General features: G+C 70.1%; 14 protein-coding genes. All 14 read right to left on the minus strand.

What is annotated here, in order from left to right; all coding sequences use genetic code 11:
• Nucleotides 1–8: 8 nt before the first annotated feature.
• Genes nuoN through M5362_RS22675 form a run of 14 tightly spaced genes read right to left on the minus strand, consistent with a single transcriptional unit; the run spans nucleotide 9 to nucleotide 15657 of the window.
• Complete coding sequence (nuoN, locus tag M5362_RS22610; RefSeq protein ID WP_260229519.1) at nucleotides 9–1682, minus strand: NADH-quinone oxidoreductase subunit NuoN; 1674 nt, start codon at nucleotides 1680–1682, stop codon at nucleotides 9–11.
• Nucleotides 1679–3268, minus strand: a complete 1590-nt coding sequence (locus tag M5362_RS22615) for an NADH-quinone oxidoreductase subunit M (RefSeq protein WP_260229520.1) — start codon at nucleotides 3266–3268, stop codon at nucleotides 1679–1681. Before M5362_RS22615 ends, nuoN begins: the two co-directional genes overlap by 4 nt.
• A 5-nt stretch (nucleotides 3269–3273) precedes the next feature.
• The gene (nuoL, locus tag M5362_RS22620; RefSeq protein ID WP_260229521.1) at nucleotides 3274–5169 is read right to left on the minus strand and encodes an NADH-quinone oxidoreductase subunit L; all 1896 of its coding nucleotides are present in this window, start codon (nucleotides 5167–5169) and stop codon (nucleotides 3274–3276) included.
• A gap of 11 nt (nucleotides 5170–5180) precedes the next feature.
• Nucleotides 5181–5480, minus strand: coding sequence for an NADH-quinone oxidoreductase subunit NuoK (nuoK, locus tag M5362_RS22625; RefSeq protein ID WP_260229523.1), 300 nt, complete (start codon nucleotides 5478–5480; stop codon nucleotides 5181–5183).
• Nucleotides 5477–6358, minus strand: a complete 882-nt coding sequence (locus M5362_RS22630; RefSeq protein ID WP_260229524.1) for an NADH-quinone oxidoreductase subunit J — start codon at nucleotides 6356–6358, stop codon at nucleotides 5477–5479. Before M5362_RS22630 ends, nuoK begins: the two co-directional genes overlap by 4 nt.
• Nucleotides 6355–6933: an NADH-quinone oxidoreductase subunit NuoI gene (gene nuoI / locus M5362_RS22635; protein WP_260229525.1), complete on the minus strand. Its 579-nt coding sequence runs from the start codon at nucleotides 6931–6933 to the stop codon at nucleotides 6355–6357. Before nuoI ends, M5362_RS22630 begins: the two co-directional genes overlap by 4 nt.
• Complete coding sequence (gene nuoH / locus M5362_RS22640; RefSeq protein WP_260229526.1) at nucleotides 6926–8317, minus strand: NADH-quinone oxidoreductase subunit NuoH; 1392 nt, start codon at nucleotides 8315–8317, stop codon at nucleotides 6926–6928. Before nuoH ends, nuoI begins: the two co-directional genes overlap by 8 nt.
• Nucleotides 8314–8493 (minus strand): hypothetical protein, encoded by a 180-nt coding sequence (locus tag M5362_RS22645; protein ID WP_260229527.1) that lies wholly within the window; start codon nucleotides 8491–8493, stop codon nucleotides 8314–8316. Before M5362_RS22645 ends, nuoH begins: the two co-directional genes overlap by 4 nt.
• Nucleotides 8490–10970: an NADH-quinone oxidoreductase subunit G gene (locus tag M5362_RS22650; RefSeq protein WP_260229528.1), complete on the minus strand. Its 2481-nt coding sequence runs from the start codon at nucleotides 10968–10970 to the stop codon at nucleotides 8490–8492. Before M5362_RS22650 ends, M5362_RS22645 begins: the two co-directional genes overlap by 4 nt.
• Nucleotides 10967–12319, minus strand: a complete 1353-nt coding sequence (nuoF, locus tag M5362_RS22655) for an NADH-quinone oxidoreductase subunit NuoF (RefSeq protein ID WP_260229529.1) — start codon at nucleotides 12317–12319, stop codon at nucleotides 10967–10969. The genes M5362_RS22650 and nuoF overlap by 4 nt, the downstream gene beginning before the upstream one ends.
• On the minus strand, nucleotides 12316–13059 hold the full coding sequence (gene nuoE / locus M5362_RS22660; protein WP_260229531.1) for an NADH-quinone oxidoreductase subunit NuoE: 744 nt from the start codon (nucleotides 13057–13059) through the stop codon (nucleotides 12316–12318). Before nuoE ends, nuoF begins: the two co-directional genes overlap by 4 nt.
• The gene (locus tag M5362_RS22665) at nucleotides 13056–14378 is read right to left on the minus strand and encodes an NADH-quinone oxidoreductase subunit D (RefSeq protein WP_260229532.1); all 1323 of its coding nucleotides are present in this window, start codon (nucleotides 14376–14378) and stop codon (nucleotides 13056–13058) included. The genes nuoE and M5362_RS22665 overlap by 4 nt, the downstream gene beginning before the upstream one ends.
• On the minus strand, nucleotides 14375–15106 hold the full coding sequence (locus tag M5362_RS22670) for an NADH-quinone oxidoreductase subunit C (RefSeq protein ID WP_260229533.1): 732 nt from the start codon (nucleotides 15104–15106) through the stop codon (nucleotides 14375–14377). Before M5362_RS22670 ends, M5362_RS22665 begins: the two co-directional genes overlap by 4 nt.
• On the minus strand, nucleotides 15103–15657 hold the full coding sequence (locus M5362_RS22675; RefSeq protein ID WP_003998928.1) for an NADH-quinone oxidoreductase subunit B family protein: 555 nt from the start codon (nucleotides 15655–15657) through the stop codon (nucleotides 15103–15105). The genes M5362_RS22670 and M5362_RS22675 overlap by 4 nt, the downstream gene beginning before the upstream one ends.
• Nucleotides 15658–15672 lie beyond the last annotated feature (15 nt).

Genomic DNA, 15672 nt, shown 5'->3' on the forward strand with positions numbered 1-15672 from the left:
CGTTCCGCCTACCGTACGAACACGCTCGCCTGGCCTGCCAGGTCCAGGAAGTACTGCGGCGCGACGCCGAGCACCAGCGTGACCGCGACACCCACCGTGATCGTGACCGCCGTGAAGGCCGAGGGAACGGCGACGGTGGGGCCGTCCGCCTTCGGCTCGCTGAAGAACATCAGCACGATCACCCGGATGTAGAAGAACGCGGCGATCGCCGACGAGATGACGCCGACGACGACCAGCGCGCCCGCGCCGCCCTCCGCCGCCGCCGTGAAGACCGCGAACTTGCCGGAGAACCCGGAGGTCAGCGGGATTCCGGCGAAGGCGAGCAGGAACACCGCGAAGACCGCCGCCACGAGCGGGGAACGGCGGCCGAGACCGGCCCACTTGGACAGGTGCGTCGCCTCGCCGCCCGCGTCCCGCACCAGCGTGACCACCGCGAACGCGCCGATCGTCACGAAGGAGTACGCGCCCAGGTAGAAGAGCACGGACGAGATGCCGGTGGGCGTGGCGGCGATGACACCGGCCAGCAGGAAGCCCGCGTGCGCGATGGACGAGTACGCGAGGAGCCGCTTGATGTCGGTCTGGGTGATCGCGACGATCGCGCCGCCCAGCATGGTGACGATCGCGACGCCCCACATGACCGGCCGCCAGTCCCAGGTGAGGCCCGGCAGCACCACGTACAGCAGGCGCAGCAGCGCGCCGAACGCGGCGACCTTCGTCGCGGCCGCCATGAAGCCGGTGACCGGGGTCGGCGCACCCTGGTAGACGTCCGGGGTCCACATGTGGAACGGCACGGCGCCGACCTTGAAGAGCAGCCCCATGAGGACCAGGGCGAAACCGATGAGCAGCAGCGCGTCGTTGCCCATGGTGCCGGCGAGCGCCGGGTCGATCGAGCCGACCGAGCCGTCGACGACGCTCGCGATGGTGGCGTACGAGACGGAGCCCGCGTAGCCGTAGAGCAGCGCGATGCCGAAGAGCAGGAACGCCGAGGAGAAGGCGCCGAGGAGGAAGTACTTGACCGCGGCCTCCTGCGACATGAGCCGCTTGCGGCGGGCGACGGCGCAGAGCAGGTACAGCGGGAGGGAGAAGACCTCCAGCGCGATGAAGAGCGTCAGGAGGTCGTTGGCGGCGGGGAAGACCAGCATGCCGGCGATGGCGAACAGCGCCAGCGGGAACACCTCGGTGGTGGTGAACCCGGCCTTGACCGCTGCCTTCTCCTGGTCGCTTCCCGGGACCGAGGCGGCCTCGGCGGCGAAGGAGTCGACCTGGTGGCCGTGGTCGGCCGGGTCGAGCCTGCGCTCGGCGAAGGTGAAGACGGCGACGAGCGAGGCCAGCAGGATCGTGCCCTGGAGGAAGAGCGCCGGGCCGTCGACGGCGATGGCGCCCATGGCCGCGATGTGGGCCTTGGTGGAGCCGTAGCCGCCGGCGGCGAGGCCGACGATCGCGGCGAACGCGGCGACCAGCGCGAGGACGCTGAGGAAGACCTGGCTGAGCCAGCGGCCCCGGCGGGGCACGAAGGCCTCGACGAGGACGCTGAGGACCGCGGCGCCGACCACGATGAGGACGGGCGAGAGCTGCACGTACTCGATGTGGGGTGCCGGGATCTTGGTCAACGGCTCGGCAGCCGTCGTCCACAGGCTGTGGACAGCGGGCGCGGCGCCGGACGCGACGGCGGATGCACTCACTTGGCCGCCTCCAGGTTCTGAGTGGGCACGGCGGGCTGGGGGTCCTTCTGCTGGACGTCGGACATGGTGTGCGAGACGGCCGGGTTCACGATGTCCGTCAGCGGCTTCGGGAACACCCCGAGGAAGATCAGCAGGGCGATCAGCGGGGTGACCACGACCAGCTCCCGCACCCGCAGGTCCGGCATCCTCCGGACCTCCTCCGTCACCACCGGGCCCGTCATCGTCCGCTGGTAGAGGACGAGGGTGTAGAGCGCGGCGAGCACGATGCCGGTGGTGGCGATGATGCCCGCCACCGGGTAGCGGGCGAAGGTGCCGACCAGGACCAGGAACTCGCTGACGAAGGGCGCGAGGCCCGGCAGCGAGAGGGTGGCCAGACCGCCGATCAGGAAGGTGCCGGCGAGCACCGGGGCGACCTTCTGCACGCCGCCGTAGTCGGCGATGAGCCGCGAGCCGCGCCGCGAGATCAGGAAGCCGGCCACCAGCATCAGGGCGGCCGTCGAGATCCCGTGGTTGACCATGTACAGCGTCGCGCCGCTCTGGCCCTGGGTGGTCATCGCGAAGATGCCCATGATGATGAAGCCGAAGTGCGAGATCGAGGCGTACGCGACCAGACGCTTGATGTCCCGCTGGCCGACCGCGAGGAGCGCGCCGTAGACGATGCTGACCAGGGCGAGCGCGATGATCACCGGGGTCGCCCACTGCGAGGCCTCCGGGAAGAGCTGGAGGCAGAAGCGGAGCATCGCGAACGTGCCGACCTTGTCGACGACCGCGGTGATGAGCACGGCGACCGGGGCGGTCGCCTCCCCCATCGCGTTCGGCAGCCAGGTGTGCAGCGGCCACAGCGGCGCCTTCACCGCGAAGGCGAAGAAGAAGCCGAGGAACAGCAGCCGTTCGGTGTTGGTCGCCATCTCCAACTGGCCGCTCGCCCGGGCCTCGGCGATCTCGGTGAGGGAGAAGTTCCCCGCGACCACGTAGAGCCCGATGACGGCGGCCAGCATGATCAGTCCGCCGACCAGGTTGTACAGCAGGAACTTGACGGCCGCGTACGAACGCTGGGCCGCCGCGTTCTCGTCCGAGCCCGCGTGGGCCCGGTCGCCGAAGCCGCCGATGAGGAAGTACATCGGGATGAGCATGGCTTCGAACAGGATGTAGAAGAGGAAGACGTCGGTGGCCTCGAACGAGAGGATCACCATCGCCTCGACCATCAGGATCAGGGCGAAGAAGCCCTGGGTCGGCCGCCAGCGGCTGGACTTCGTCTCGAGGGGGTCGGCGTCGTGCCAGCCGGCCAGGATCACGAAGGGGATCAGCAGCGCGGTGAGCGCGATCAGCGCCACCCCGATGCCGTCCACGCCCAGTTCGTAGCGGACGCCGAAGTCCTTGATCCAGGAGTGGGACTCGACGAGCTGGTACCGGTCGCCGCCGGGCTCGAAGCGGACCATGACGACCGCCGCGAGCACCAGGGTGACCAGCGAGACCAGCAGCGCCAGCCACTTGGCCGCGGTACGGCGGGCGGCGGGCACGGCGGCGGTGAGGATCGCACCGACCGCCGGCACCGCTGCCGTCAGCGTGAGAAGCGGGAATGACATGGCAGTTACACCGCCCTCATCAGCAGGGTCGCGGCGATCAGCACCGCCGTACCTCCGAACATGGAGACCGCATAGGAGCGGGCGTAGCCGTTCTGCAGCTTGCGCAGCCGGCCGGAGAGACCGCCGACCGAGGCGGCGGTGCCGTTGACGACCCCGTCGACCAGGGTGTGGTCGACGTAGACGAGCGAGCGGGTGAGGTGCGTGCCGCCCGTGACGAAGACGGCGTGGTTGAAGTCGTCCTGGAGCAGGTCGCGGCGGGCGGCCCGGGTAAGCAGCGAGCCGCGCGGGGCGGTGACCGGGACGGGCCTGCGTCCGTACTGGAGGTAGGCGATCCCCACGCCGATCACCATGACCGCGACCGTGGCCGAGGTGATGGCTCCGGCGCCGATCGGCGGGTGTCCGTGCTCGAAGCTCGTCACCGGCTCCAGCCAGGTCACGAAGCGGTCGCCGATGGAGAAGAGACCACCCGCGGCCACGGACCCGACGGCCAGCAGGATCATCGGCACCGTCATCGACTTCGGCGACTCGTGCGGGTGGGGCAGGTCGCCCTTCTCGTCGGCCTGCCAGCGCTTCTCGCCGAAGAAGGTCATCAGCATCACGCGCGTCATGTAGTACGCGGTGATGGCCGCGCCGAGCAGGGTGACCGCGCCGAGGATCCAGCCCTCGGTGCCGCCCTTGGCGAAGGCCGCCTCGATGATCTTGTCCTTGGAGAAGAAGCCCGACAGGCCCGGGAAGCCGATGATCGCGAGGTAGCCGAGGCCGAAGGTGACGAAGGTGACCGGCATGTACTTCCGCAGGCCGCCGTAACGCCGCATGTCCACCTCGTCGTTCATGCCGTGCATGACCGAACCGGCGCCGAGGAAGAGCCCGGCCTTGAAGAAGCCGTGCGTGACCAGGTGCATGATCGCGAAGACGTAGCCGATGGGGCCGAGGCCGGCCGCCAGGATCATGTAGCCGATCTGCGACATCGTCGAACCGGCCAGCGCCTTCTTGATGTCGTCCTTCGCGCAACCGACGATCGCACCGAAGAGGAGCGTGACGGCGCCGACCACGACGACCACGAGCTGGGCGTCCGGCGACGCGTTGAAGATGTCGGCGGAGCGGACGATCAGATAGACGCCGGCGGTGACCATCGTGGCCGCGTGGATGAGGGCCGAGACCGGGGTCGGGCCCTCCATCGCGTCCCCGAGCCAGGACTGCAGCGGCACCTGGGCCGACTTGCCGCACGCGGCGAGGAGCAGCATCAGGGCGATCGCCGTCAGCGTGCCCTCGCTCGCCTCACCGGTCGACGCCAGGACCGGCCCGAAGGCGAAGGTCCCGAAGGTGGTGAACATCAGCATGATGGCGATCGACAGGCCCATGTCGCCGACCCGGTTGACCAGGAAGGCCTTCTTCGCGGCGGTGGCCGCGCTGGGCTTGTGCTGCCAGAAGCCGATCAGGAGGTACGAGGCGAGGCCGACGCCCTCCCAGCCGAAGTACAGGAGCAGGTAGTTGTCGGCGAGGACCAGGAGCAGCATCGCCGCGAGGAACAGGTTCAGATATCCGAAGAAGCGGCGCTTGCGCTCGTCGTGCTCCATGTACCCGATCGAGTACACGTGGATCAGCGAGCCGACACCGGTGATCAGCAGCACGAAGGTCATCGACAGCTGGTCGAGCTGGAAGGCCATCTCCGCCTGGAAGCCCTCGACCGGGATCCAGGTGTACAGGTGCTGGTACATGGCCCGGTCGTCCGCGCTCCTGCCGAGCATGTCGGCGAAGAGGGCGGCACCGATGACGAAGGAGGCGGCCGCGAGCAGCGTGCCGAGCAGGGGCCCGGCCTTGTCGAGGCGCCGCCCGCCGCACAGCAGGACGGCCGCTCCCAGCAGAGGCGCCGCGATGAGCAGCGCAATCAGGTTCTCCACGATTCAGCCCCTTACAGCTTCATCAGGCTGGCGTCGTCGACCGAGGCCGAGTGGCGGGAACGGAACAGCGACACGATGATCGCGAGCCCGACCACGACCTCCGCGGCGGCGACGACCATCGTGAAGAAGGCGATGATCTGGCCGTCGAGGTTGCCGTGCATCCGGGAGAAGGTGACGAGCGCGAGGTTGCAGGCGTTGAGCATCAGCTCGACGCACATGAAGACCACGATCGCGTTGCGCCGGATCAGCACCCCGGCCGCACCGATCGTGAACAACAGGGCGGCGAGGTACAGGTAGTTGACGGGGTTCATCGCGTGGCCTCCTCTTCGTCCCGGCCCCGGCCGGCCGCGTCCCGGTCCCGGCCGGCCGCGTCCCCGGCCGAATCCCGGTCCCTGCCGAGCCGCTCCTCCGAGCGCTGCTCCAGCGCCTTGAGGTCGGCCAGCGCCTCGCCGGACACGTCGCGGACCTGGCCGCGCCTGCGCAGCGTCTGCATCACGGTCAGCTCGGAGGGCGTGCCGTCGGGCAGCAGACCGGCGATGTCCACCGCGTTGTGCCGGGCGTACACGCCGGGCGCGGGAAGCGGCGGAACGTGCTTGCCCTCGCGCACCCGCTGCTCGGACAGCTCGCGCTGGGTGCGGGCCCGCTCGGTGCGCTCGCGGTGGGTGAGGACCATCGCGCCGACGGCCGCGGTGATGAGCAGCGCGCCGGTGATCTCGAAGGCGAACACGTACTTGGTGAAGATGAGGGCGGCGAGGCCCTCGACGTTCCCGCCGTACGCGCTGTTGGCCGCGCCGAGACCGTTGAACTCGCTCAGGGAGGCCTGGCCGATGCCGGCGATCAGCAGGATGCCGAAGCCGAGCCCGCAGGCGGCGGCCCACCAGCGCTGGCCCTTGATGGTCTCCTTCAGGGAGTCGGCGGCCGTGACGCCGACCAGCATGACGATGAAGAGGAAGAGCATCATGATCGCGCCGGTGTAGACGACGATCTGGACGATGCCGAGGAAGTACGCGCCGTTGGCGAGGTAGAAGATCGCCAGGATGATCATCGTGCCGGCCAGACAGAGGGCGCTGTGCATGGCCTTCTTCATCAGGACCGTGCACAGGGCGCCGATGACGGCGATCGTGCCGAGGACCCAGAACTGGAAGGCCTCACCGCCGGAGGTGCTGTAGGCCGCGAGTGTGGCGGTCATACGTCCACCTCTTCCGGCTCGCCCTTCTCCCCCTTGGACACGGCGACCTGCTGGACGGTGCCCGGGGCGGCCTCGGTGACCAGGCCCCGGTAGTAGTCCTGCTCGTCCGTGCCCGGGAAGACCGAGTGCGGGGAGTCGACCATGCCCTCCTCCAGGCCCGCGAGGAGCTGCTCCTTGGTGTAGATCAGGTTCTCGCGGGAGGAGTCGGCCAGTTCGAACTCGTTCGTCATCGTCAGCGCCCGGGTGGGGCAGGCCTCGATGCACAGTCCGCACAGGATGCAGCGGGCGTAGTTGATCTGGTAGACGCGGCCGTAGCGCTCGCCCGGGGAGTAGCGCTCCTCCTCGGTGTTGTCCGCGCCCTCCACGTAGATGGCGTCCGCGGGGCAGGCCCAGGCGCACAGCTCGCAGCCCACGCACTTCTCAAGTCCGTCCGGATGACGGTTGAGCTGGTGCCGGCCGTGGAAGCGCGGCGCCGTCGTCTTGCGCTCCTCCGGGTACTGCTCGGTCAGCCGCTTCTTGAACATGGCCTTGAAGGTCACGCCGAAGCCGGCCACCGGATTCTGGAAATCAGACACCGTCCGTCTCCTTTCCCTCACTCGCAGTAGCAGTATCGGGCGCGCCACTGACAACCAGCTCACGATCGGCTCGCGGCCTGCGCCGCGGCACGGGCGGCAGGGACTGTCCGGGCTTCGGCGGTACGGGGAACCCGCCGGCCATCGGGTCGAAGTCGCGCTCGTCCTCCGCCGGCCCCTCGGCCCCCTTCGCCCGCCGGTCACGGAACATGTCGGCGACGAAGGAGATGAGAAGGACGGCGATCACCGCCCCGGCGACGTAGAGCACGATCGTCTGGAACTCGTAGTTCTCGTTGCGCAGGGCGCGGACGGTGGCGACCAGCATCAGCCAGAGCACCGAGACCGGGATGAGGACCTTCCAGCCGAGCTTCATCAGCTGGTCGTAGCGGACCCGGGGCAGGGTGCCGCGCAGCCAGATGAAGAAGAAGAGCAGCAGCTGCACCTTGAGGACGAACCAGAGCATCGGCCACCAGCCGTGGTTCGCGCCCTCCCAGAAGGTGGAGATCGGGTACGGGGCGCGCCAGCCGCCGAGGAAGAGCGTCACGGAGACCGCGGAGACCGTCACCATGTTCACGTACTCGGCGAGCATGAACATCGCGAACTTGATGGAGGAGTACTCGGTGTTGAAGCCGCCGACGAGGTCGCCCTCGGACTCCGGCATGTCGAACGGGGCGCGGTTGGTCTCGCCGACCATCGTGACGACGTAGATGATGAACGAGACCGGCAGCAGGATGACGAACCAGCGGTCCGCCTGCGCCTCGACGATCGCCGAGGTCGACATCGACCCGGAGTAGAGGAAGACGGAGGCGAACGCGGCGCCCATGGCGATCTCGTAGGAGATCATCTGCGCGCAGGAGCGCAGGCCGCCGAGCAGGGGGTACGTGGAGCCGGAGGACCAGCCGGCGAGCACGATGCCGTAGATGCCGACGGAGGCGATCGCGAGGACGTACAGCATCGCGATCGGCAGGTCCGTGAGCTGCATCGTGGTGCGGTGGCCGAAGATCGAGACCTCGTTGCCGGCCGGGCCGAACGGGATCACGGCGATGGCCATGAACGCGGGGGCGGCGGCGATGATCGGCGCGAGGATGTAGACGACCTTGTCGGCGCGCTTGACGACGACGTCCTCCTTCAGCATCAGCTTGATGCCGTCCGCGAGGGACTGGAGGAAACCCCAGGGGCCGTGCCGGTTGGGCCCGATGCGCAGCTGCATCCAGGCGACGACCTTGCGCTCCCACACGATGGAGAAGAGCACGGTGACCATGAGGAAGGCGAAGCAGAAGACGGCCTTGATCGCGACGAGCCACCAGGGGTCCGTCCCGAACATGGAGAGGTCTTCCGCCGCGAGGACGCTGCGCTGTGCGTCCGCGAGGTGGGCGAGGCCCGTCATGAGCGCACCTCCCGTGCGGGGGCGGCCGGGGCTTCGCCCGACCGGACGACATGGGTACGGGCGGTCGGGCCCGACGCGGTGAGCGCGGCGGCGGCCGCACGGCCCGGCGCGGGCCGCTGGGCGCGTCCGGCGGGGCGGGTGCCGCCGCCGGGGGCGCGCGGGGCGAGGGCGGTCACGCGCCCACCTCCGTCGAAGTCGCCGGACCGATGCGGACCAGGTCGCCCGGGTGGGCGCCCGTGTCGGAGAGAACGCCGCCCTCGGCCGAGTTCAGCGGCAGCCAGACCACGCGGTCGGGCATCTCCGTGACCTGGAGCGGGAGCCGGGCCGAGCCGGCCGGGCCGGTGACGGCGAGGACGTCGCCGTCCTTGACGCCCGTCTCGGCGGCCGTGGCGGCCGAGAGGCGGGCCACCGCCGCGTGGCGGGTGCCGGCCAGCGCCGAGTCGCCCTCCTGGAGACGGCCCAGGTCGAGCAGGAGCCGGTGCCCGGCGAGGACCGCCTCGCCCTCGCCCGGACGGGGCGCGGCCTGTGCGGGCTCGGTGGGCTCGGAGGCCCGCTCGCCGTCCCAGCCGCCGAGCCGGTCCAGCTCCCGGCGGACCGACCGCAGGTCGGGCAGGGCCAGGTGCGCGTCGAGGGCGTCGGCGAGCATGTGCAGCACGCGCGCGTCCGCCGGGGGCAGCCGCCGGGTCATCTGCTCGGGCTTCAGCGCGGCCTCGAAGAGGCGGGCCCTGCCCTCCCAGTTGAGGAAGGTGCCGGGCTTCTCGGCGACCGCGGCGACCGGCAGGACCACGTCGGCCCGCTCGGTGACCTCGCTCGGCCGCAGCTCCAGGGAGACCACGAACGCCGCGTCGAGCGCCTCACGCGCGCGTGCCGGGTCCGGCAGGTCGCGGACCTCGACGCCGCCGACGAGCAGCGCGCCGAGTTCGCCGGTGGCCGCGGCCTCGACGATCTGGCCGGTGTCGCGGCCGTAGCCGTGCGGGAGTTCGCGCACGCCCCAGGCGGCCGCGACCTCCTCACGCGCGCGTGGGTCGGTCGCGGGGCGGCCGCCGGGCAGCAGCGTCGGGATGGCGCCGGCTTCGAGCGCGCCGCGCTCACCGGCCCGGCGCGGGATCCACACCAGCTTCGCGCCGGTCGCCGCCGCCGTCCGTACGGCCGCGGTCAGCCCGCCCGGTACGGCGGCGAGCCGCTCGCCGACCACGACGACCGCGCCGTCCTGGCGGAGCGCCTCGGCCGCCCGCGTACCGGCCTCGTCGAGGCCGACCCGGGAGGTGAGGGCGTCCAGCCACTCGGTCTCGGTGCCGGGGGCGGCCGGCAGCAGCGTGCCGCCCGCCTTCTCCAGGCCCCGGGTCGCGAACGCGGCGACCGCGTAGGTCTTCTGGCCGCTCTTGCGCCAGGCCTTGCGCAGCCGCAGGAAGACGCCGGGCGCCTCCTCCTCGGACTCGAAGCCGACGAGGAGCACCGCCGGGGCGGCTTCGAGGGAGGTGTACGTGACCCCCGTGCCGTCCAGGTCGCGTCCACGGCCCGCGACGGCCGAGGCCAGGAAGTCGGCCTCCTCGCTGGAGTGGACCCGGGCCCGGAAGTCGACGTCGTTGGTGTCGAGGGCGACGCGGGCGAACTTGGCGTACGCGTAGGAGTCCTCGACGGTCAGCCGGCCGCCGGCCAGGACGCCGGTACGGCCCCTGACCAGTCCGCGGGCCGCCGCCTCCAGGGCCTCCGGCCAGGAGGCCGGTTCGAGGACGCCCTCCGCGTTGCGTACGAGCGGGGTCGTCAGCCGGTCGCGCTGCTGGGCGTACCGGAACGCGAAGCGTCCCTTGTCGCACACCCACTCCTCGTTGACCTCCGGGTCCTCCGCCGCGAGCCGCCGCATGACCTTGCCGCGCCGGTGGTCCGTGCGCGTCGCGCAGCCGCCCGCGCAGTGCTCGCAGACGCTCGGCGAGGAGACCAGGTCGAAGGGGCGGGAACGGAACCGGTACGCCGCCGAGGTCAGCGCACCGACCGGGCAGATCTGGATGGTGTTCCCTGAGAAGTACGACTCGAAGGGGTCGCCCTCGCCGGTGCCGACCTGCTGGAGCGCGCCGCGCTCGACCAGCTCGATCATCGGGTCGCCCGCGACCTGGTTGGAGAACCGGGTGCAGCGCGCGCAGAGCACGCACCGCTCACGGTCGAGCAGCACCTGCGTGGAGATCGGTACCGGCTTCTCGTAGGTCCGCTTGTGTCCCTCGAAGCGGGACTCGGACTGCCCGTGGGACATCGCCTGGTTCTGCAGCGGGCACTCGCCGCCCTTGTCGCAGACCGGGCAGTCCAGCGGGTGGTTGATGAGCAGCAGCTCCATCACGCCGTGCTGGGCCTTCTCGGCGACCTGCGACGTCAGCTGGGACTTCACGACCATGCCGTCGGTGCAGGTGATGGTGCAGGACGCCATCGGCTTGCGCTGGCCCTCGACCTCGACGATGCACTGCCGGCAGGCGCCGGCCGGGTCGAGGAGCGGGTGGTCGCAGAACCGCGGGATCTCGATGCCGAGCTGCTCGGCGGCGCGGATGACCAGGGTCCCCTTGGGGACGGAGATCTCGGCGCCGTCGATGGTCAGCGTGACCATGTCCTCCGGCGGTACCGCCGGGGAACCGCCGCCCGCGGGGCCGGCCGTGGTGACCGTCATGCCGTCACCTCCTTGTGGTTGTCCGCCCAGGCGGTCGACTTGGCCGGATCGAAGGGGCAGCCCCGGCCGGTGATGTGCTGCTCGTACTCCTCGCGGAAGTACTTCAGCGAGGAGAAGATCGGGGAGGCGGCGCCGTCGCCGAGCGCGCAGAACGACTTGCCGTTGATGTTGTCGGCGATGTCGTTCAGCTTGTCGAGATCGGACATCACGCCCTTGCCGGCCTCGATGTCACGGAGCAGCTGCACCAGCCAGTACGTGCCTTCACGGCACGGCGTGCACTTGCCGCAGGACTCGTGGGCGTAGAACTCGGTCCACCGGGTCACCGCGCGGACCACGCACGTGGTCTCGTCGAAGCACTGGAGCGCCTTCGTGCCGAGCATCGAGCCGGCCGCGCCCACGCCCTCGTAGTCCAGCGGGACGTCGAGGTGCTCGTCGGTGAACATCGGGGTGGAGGAGCCGCCCGGGGTCCAGAACTTCAGCCGGTGGCCGGGGCGCATCCCGCCGCTCATGTCGAGGAGCTGGCGCAGCGTGATGCCGAGCGGCGCCTCGTACTGGCCCGGCGAGACGACGTGCCCGCTGAGCGAGTAGAGCGTGAAGCCCGGGGACTTCTCGCTGCCCATCGACTTGAACCAGTCCTTGCCCCGGTTGAGGATCGCGGGAACGGAGGCGATGGACTCGACGTTGTTCACCACGGTGGGGCAGGCGTACAGACCGGCGACCGCGGGGAAGGGCGGACGCAGCCGGGGCTGGCCGCGCCGTCCTTCGAGCGAGTCCAGCAGCGCGGTCTCCTCGCCGCAGATGTACGCGCCGGCGCCCGCGTGCACGGTGATGTCGAGGTTCAGGCCGCTGCCGAGGATGTTCCGGCCGAGGAAGCCGGCGTCGTACGCCTCGCGCACGGCCTCGTGCAGCCGCCGCAGGACGGGCACGACCTCGCCGCGCAGGTAGATGAACGCGTGCTCGGAGCGGATCGCGTAGCAGGCGATGATCATTCCCTCGATGAGGGAGTGCGGGTTGGCGAAGAGCAGCGGGATGTCCTTGCAGGTGCCCGGCTCCGACTCGTCGGCGTTGACGACGAGGTAGTGGGGCTTGCCGTCGCCCTGCGGGATGAACTGCCACTTCATCCCGGTGGGGAAGCCGGCGCCGCCACGGCCGCGCAGACCGGAGTCCTTGACGTACGCGATGAGGTCGTCGGGCGACATCGCGAGGGCCTTCCGCAGACCCTCGTACCCCTCGTGCCTCCTGTACGTCTCCAGCGTCCAGGAGTCGGGCTGGTCCCAGAACGCCGAGAGGACCGGCGCAAGAAGCTTCTCGGGGCTGCTGTTGTTGATCTCGGCTGCCAAGGTCATCACTCCCCCTCCCCACTGGCCGATTCGCCGCGCGGGTGGACGATCTTGTGGTGCGGGGTCTCGCCCTTGGCCAGCCGCAGCCCGACGAGCGAGGCCGGGCCGGCCCCTCCGGTGGCCTCGACGGCCCCCTCGCGCTCGTCGGGGAAGCCGGCCAGGATGCGGGCGGTCTCCTTGTATGTACACAGGGGCGCGCCCCGCGTCGGCTGGACCGGGCGGCCGGCCCGCAGGTCGTCGACCATCTTCTTGGCCGAGTCGGGCGTCTGGTTGTCGAAGAACTCCCAGTTGACCATCACGACGGGCGCGAAGTCGCAGGCCGCGTTGCACTCGATGTGCTCCAGCGTGACCTTGCCGTCCTCGGTCGTCTCGTTGTTACCGACGCCCAGGTGCTCCTTCAGCTCCTCGAAGATGGCGTCGCCGCCCATGACCGCGCAGAGCGTGTTGGTGCAGACCCCGACCTGGTAGTCGCCGGAGGGCTTGCGGCGGTACATCGTGTAGAAGGTGGCGACCGCGGTGACCTCGGCGGTGGTCAGGCCGAGGACGTCGGCACAGAACCTCATGCCGGTCCGCGTCACATGGCCTTCCTCCGACTGCACGAGGTGCAGCAGCGGCAGGAGCGCGGAGCGGGACCCCGGGTAGCGGGCGATGATCTCCTTGGCGTCCGCCTCCAGCCGGGCGCGTACCTCGGCCGGGTAGTCGGGGGCGGGGAGCTGGGGCATCCCGAGACTGGTCTGTCCGTCCGTCATCGGTCGACGCCTCCCATCACGGGGTCGATGGACGCGACGGCGACGATGACGTCGGCGACCTGGCCGCCCTCGCACATCGCCGCCATGGCCTGCAGGTTGGTGAAGGAAGGGTCGCGGAAGTGGACCCGGTAGGGGCGGGTGCCGCCGTCGGAGACGACGTGCACGCCGAGCTCGCCCTTGGGCGACTCGACGGCCGCGTAGGCCTGTCCGGCCGGGACGCGGAAGCCCTCGGTGACCAGCTTGAAGTGGTGGATCAGGGCCTCCATGGAGGTGCCCATGATCTTCTTGATGTGGTCGAGGGAGTTGCCGAGGCCGTCGGGGCCGAGCGCGAGCTGGGCGGGCCAGGCGATCTTCTTGTCGGCGACCATGACCGCGCCGGGCTCCAGGCGGTCGAGGCACTGCTCGACGATCCGCAGCGACTGCCGCATCTCCTCCAGGCGGACGAGGAAGCGTCCGTAGGAGTCGCAGGTGTCGGCGGTGGGGACGTCGAACTCGTAGTTCTCGTAGCCGCAGTACGGGTCGGTCTTGCGCAGGTCGTGCGGGAGGCCCGCCGAGCGCAGGATCGGTCCGGTGGCGCCGAGCGCCATGCAGCCGGTGAGGTCGAGGTAGCCGACGTCCTGCATGCGGGCCTTGAAGATGGGGTTGCCGGTGGCGAGCTTGTCGTACTCCGGCATGTTCTTCTTCATGGTCTTCACGAACTCGCGCACGGCGTCGACGGCGCCGGGCGGGAGGTCCTGGGCGAGGCCGCCGGGGCGGATGAACGCGTGGTTCATGCGCAGCCCGGTGATCAGCTCGTACAGGTCCAGGATCATCTCCCGGTCCCGGAAGCCGTAGATCATGATCGTGGTGGCGCCCAGCTCCATGCCGCCGGTGGCGATGCACACCAGGTGGGAGGAGAGCCGGTTGAGCTCCATGAGGAGCACCCGGATGACGCTGGCCCGGTCCGGGATCTGGTCGGTGATGCCGAGCAGCTTCTCGACGCCCAGGCAGTACGCCGTCTCGTTGTAGAACGAGGTGAGGTAGTCCATGCGCGTGACGAAGGTGGTGCCCTGCGTCCAGTTCCGGAACTCGAGGTTCTTCTCGATGCCGGTGTGGAGGTAGCCGATGCCGCAGCGGGCCTCGGTGACGGTCTCGCCGTCGATCTCCAGGATCAGCCGGAGCACACCGTGCGTGGACGGGTGCTGGGGACCCATGTTGACGATGATCCGCTCGTCGTCCGCCTTGGCGGCGGACTCGACGACCTCTTCCCAGTCACCACCGGTGACGGTGTAGACGGTGCCTTCGGTGGTCTCGCGGGGAGACGCGTTCGGAGTGGTCACGAGTACGACCTCCGCTGGTCAGGAGCCGGGATCTGGGCGCCCTTGTACTCGACGGCGATGCCGCCGAGGGGGTAGTCCTTGCGCTGCGGGAAGCCCTGCCAGTCGTCCGGCATCATGATCCGGGTGAGGGCGGGGTGGCCGTCGAAGACGATGCCGAAGAAGTCGTACGTCTCGCGCTCGTGCCAGTCGTTCGTCGGGTAGACGGCGACCAGGGACGGGATGTGCGGGTCGGCGTCCGGGGCGGACACCTCCAGGCGGATCATCCGGCCGTGGGTGAGCGAGCGCAGGTGGTAGACGGCGTGCAGCTCGCGGCCCTTGTCGCCGAGGTAGTGGACGCCGGAGACGCCCGTACAGAGCTCGAAGCGCAGCGCCGGGTCGTCGCGCAGGGTGCGGGCGACGCGGACGAGGTGCTCGCGGGCGATGTGGAAGGTGATCTCGTCGCGGTCGACGACCGTCTTCTCGATGGCGTTCCCGGGGAGGAGTCCCTGCTCGTCGAGGGCGCCCTCGAGTTCGTCGGCGACCTCGTCGAACCAGCCGCCGTACGGGCGGACGGCCGCGCCGGGCAGGCGTACGGAGCGGACGAGGCCGCCGTAGCCGGAGGTGTCGCCGCCGTTGTTGGCGCCGAACATCCCGCGCTGGACGCGGACCTCCTCCCCGTGCTCCCCGCGCTGCCCGGGCAGGTTCTGCTCGGAGAGCTCCTTCTCGGGGTTGGGAGTCTCGTCACTCAACGGAGGAGCCCCTTCATCTCGATGGTCGGCAGCGCCTTGAGCGCCGCTTCCTCCGCCTCGCGGGCCGCCTCCTCGGCGTTCACGCCGAGCTTGGAGGTCTGGATCTTCTGGTGGAGCTTGAGAATCGCGTCCATCAGCATCTCCGGGCGCGGCGGACAACCCGGCAGATAGATGTCGACCGGCACAATGTGGTCGACGCCCTGCACAATCGCGTAATTGTTGAACATTCCGCCCGACGAGGCGCAGACGCCCATGGAGATGACCCACTTGGGGTTCGGCATCTGGTCGTAGACCTGCCGCAGCACGGGCGCCATCTTCTGGCTGACCCGGCCGGCCACGATCATCAGGTCGGCCTGGCGCGGCGAGCCGCGGAAGACCTCCATGCCGAAGCGCGCCAGGTCGTAGCGGCCGGCGCCGGTCGTCATCATCTCGATGGCGCAGCAGGCGAGGCCGAAGGTCGCGGGGAAGACGGACGCCTTGCGCACCCAGCCCGCGGCCTGTTCGACCGTCGTCAGCAGAAAACCGCTCGGCAGCTTCTCTTCGAGTCCCATAGGTGCCCCTCAGCC

Origin of the sequence: Streptomyces sp. Je 1-79 (genome assembly GCF_025195125.1) — a bacterium.
Classification (GTDB): Bacteria; Actinomycetota; Actinomycetes; order Streptomycetales; family Streptomycetaceae; genus Streptomyces.

What these genes read in the sequence shown, in the direction of transcription:
- M5362_RS22615 (WP_260229520.1), bottom strand. Translation starts at nt 3,268, where the DNA reads ATGTCATTCCCGCTTCTCACGCTGACGGCAGCGGTGCCGGCGGTCGGT.
- nuoK (WP_260229523.1), bottom strand. Translation starts at nt 5,480, where the DNA reads ATGAACCCCGTCAACTACCTGTACCTCGCCGCCCTGTTGTTCACGATC.
- M5362_RS22630 (WP_260229524.1), bottom strand. Translation starts at nt 6,358, where the DNA reads ATGACCGCCACACTCGCGGCCTACAGCACCTCCGGCGGTGAGGCCTTC.
- nuoH (WP_260229526.1), bottom strand. Translation starts at nt 8,317, where the DNA reads ATGACGGGCCTCGCCCACCTCGCGGACGCACAGCGCAGCGTCCTCGCG.
- M5362_RS22650 (WP_260229528.1), bottom strand. Translation starts at nt 10,970, where the DNA reads ATGACGGTCACCACGGCCGGCCCCGCGGGCGGCGGTTCCCCGGCGGTA.
- nuoE (WP_260229531.1), bottom strand. Translation starts at nt 13,059, where the DNA reads ATGACGGACGGACAGACCAGTCTCGGGATGCCCCAGCTCCCCGCCCCC.
- M5362_RS22675 (WP_003998928.1), bottom strand. Translation starts at nt 15,657, where the DNA reads ATGGGACTCGAAGAGAAGCTGCCGAGCGGTTTTCTGCTGACGACGGTC.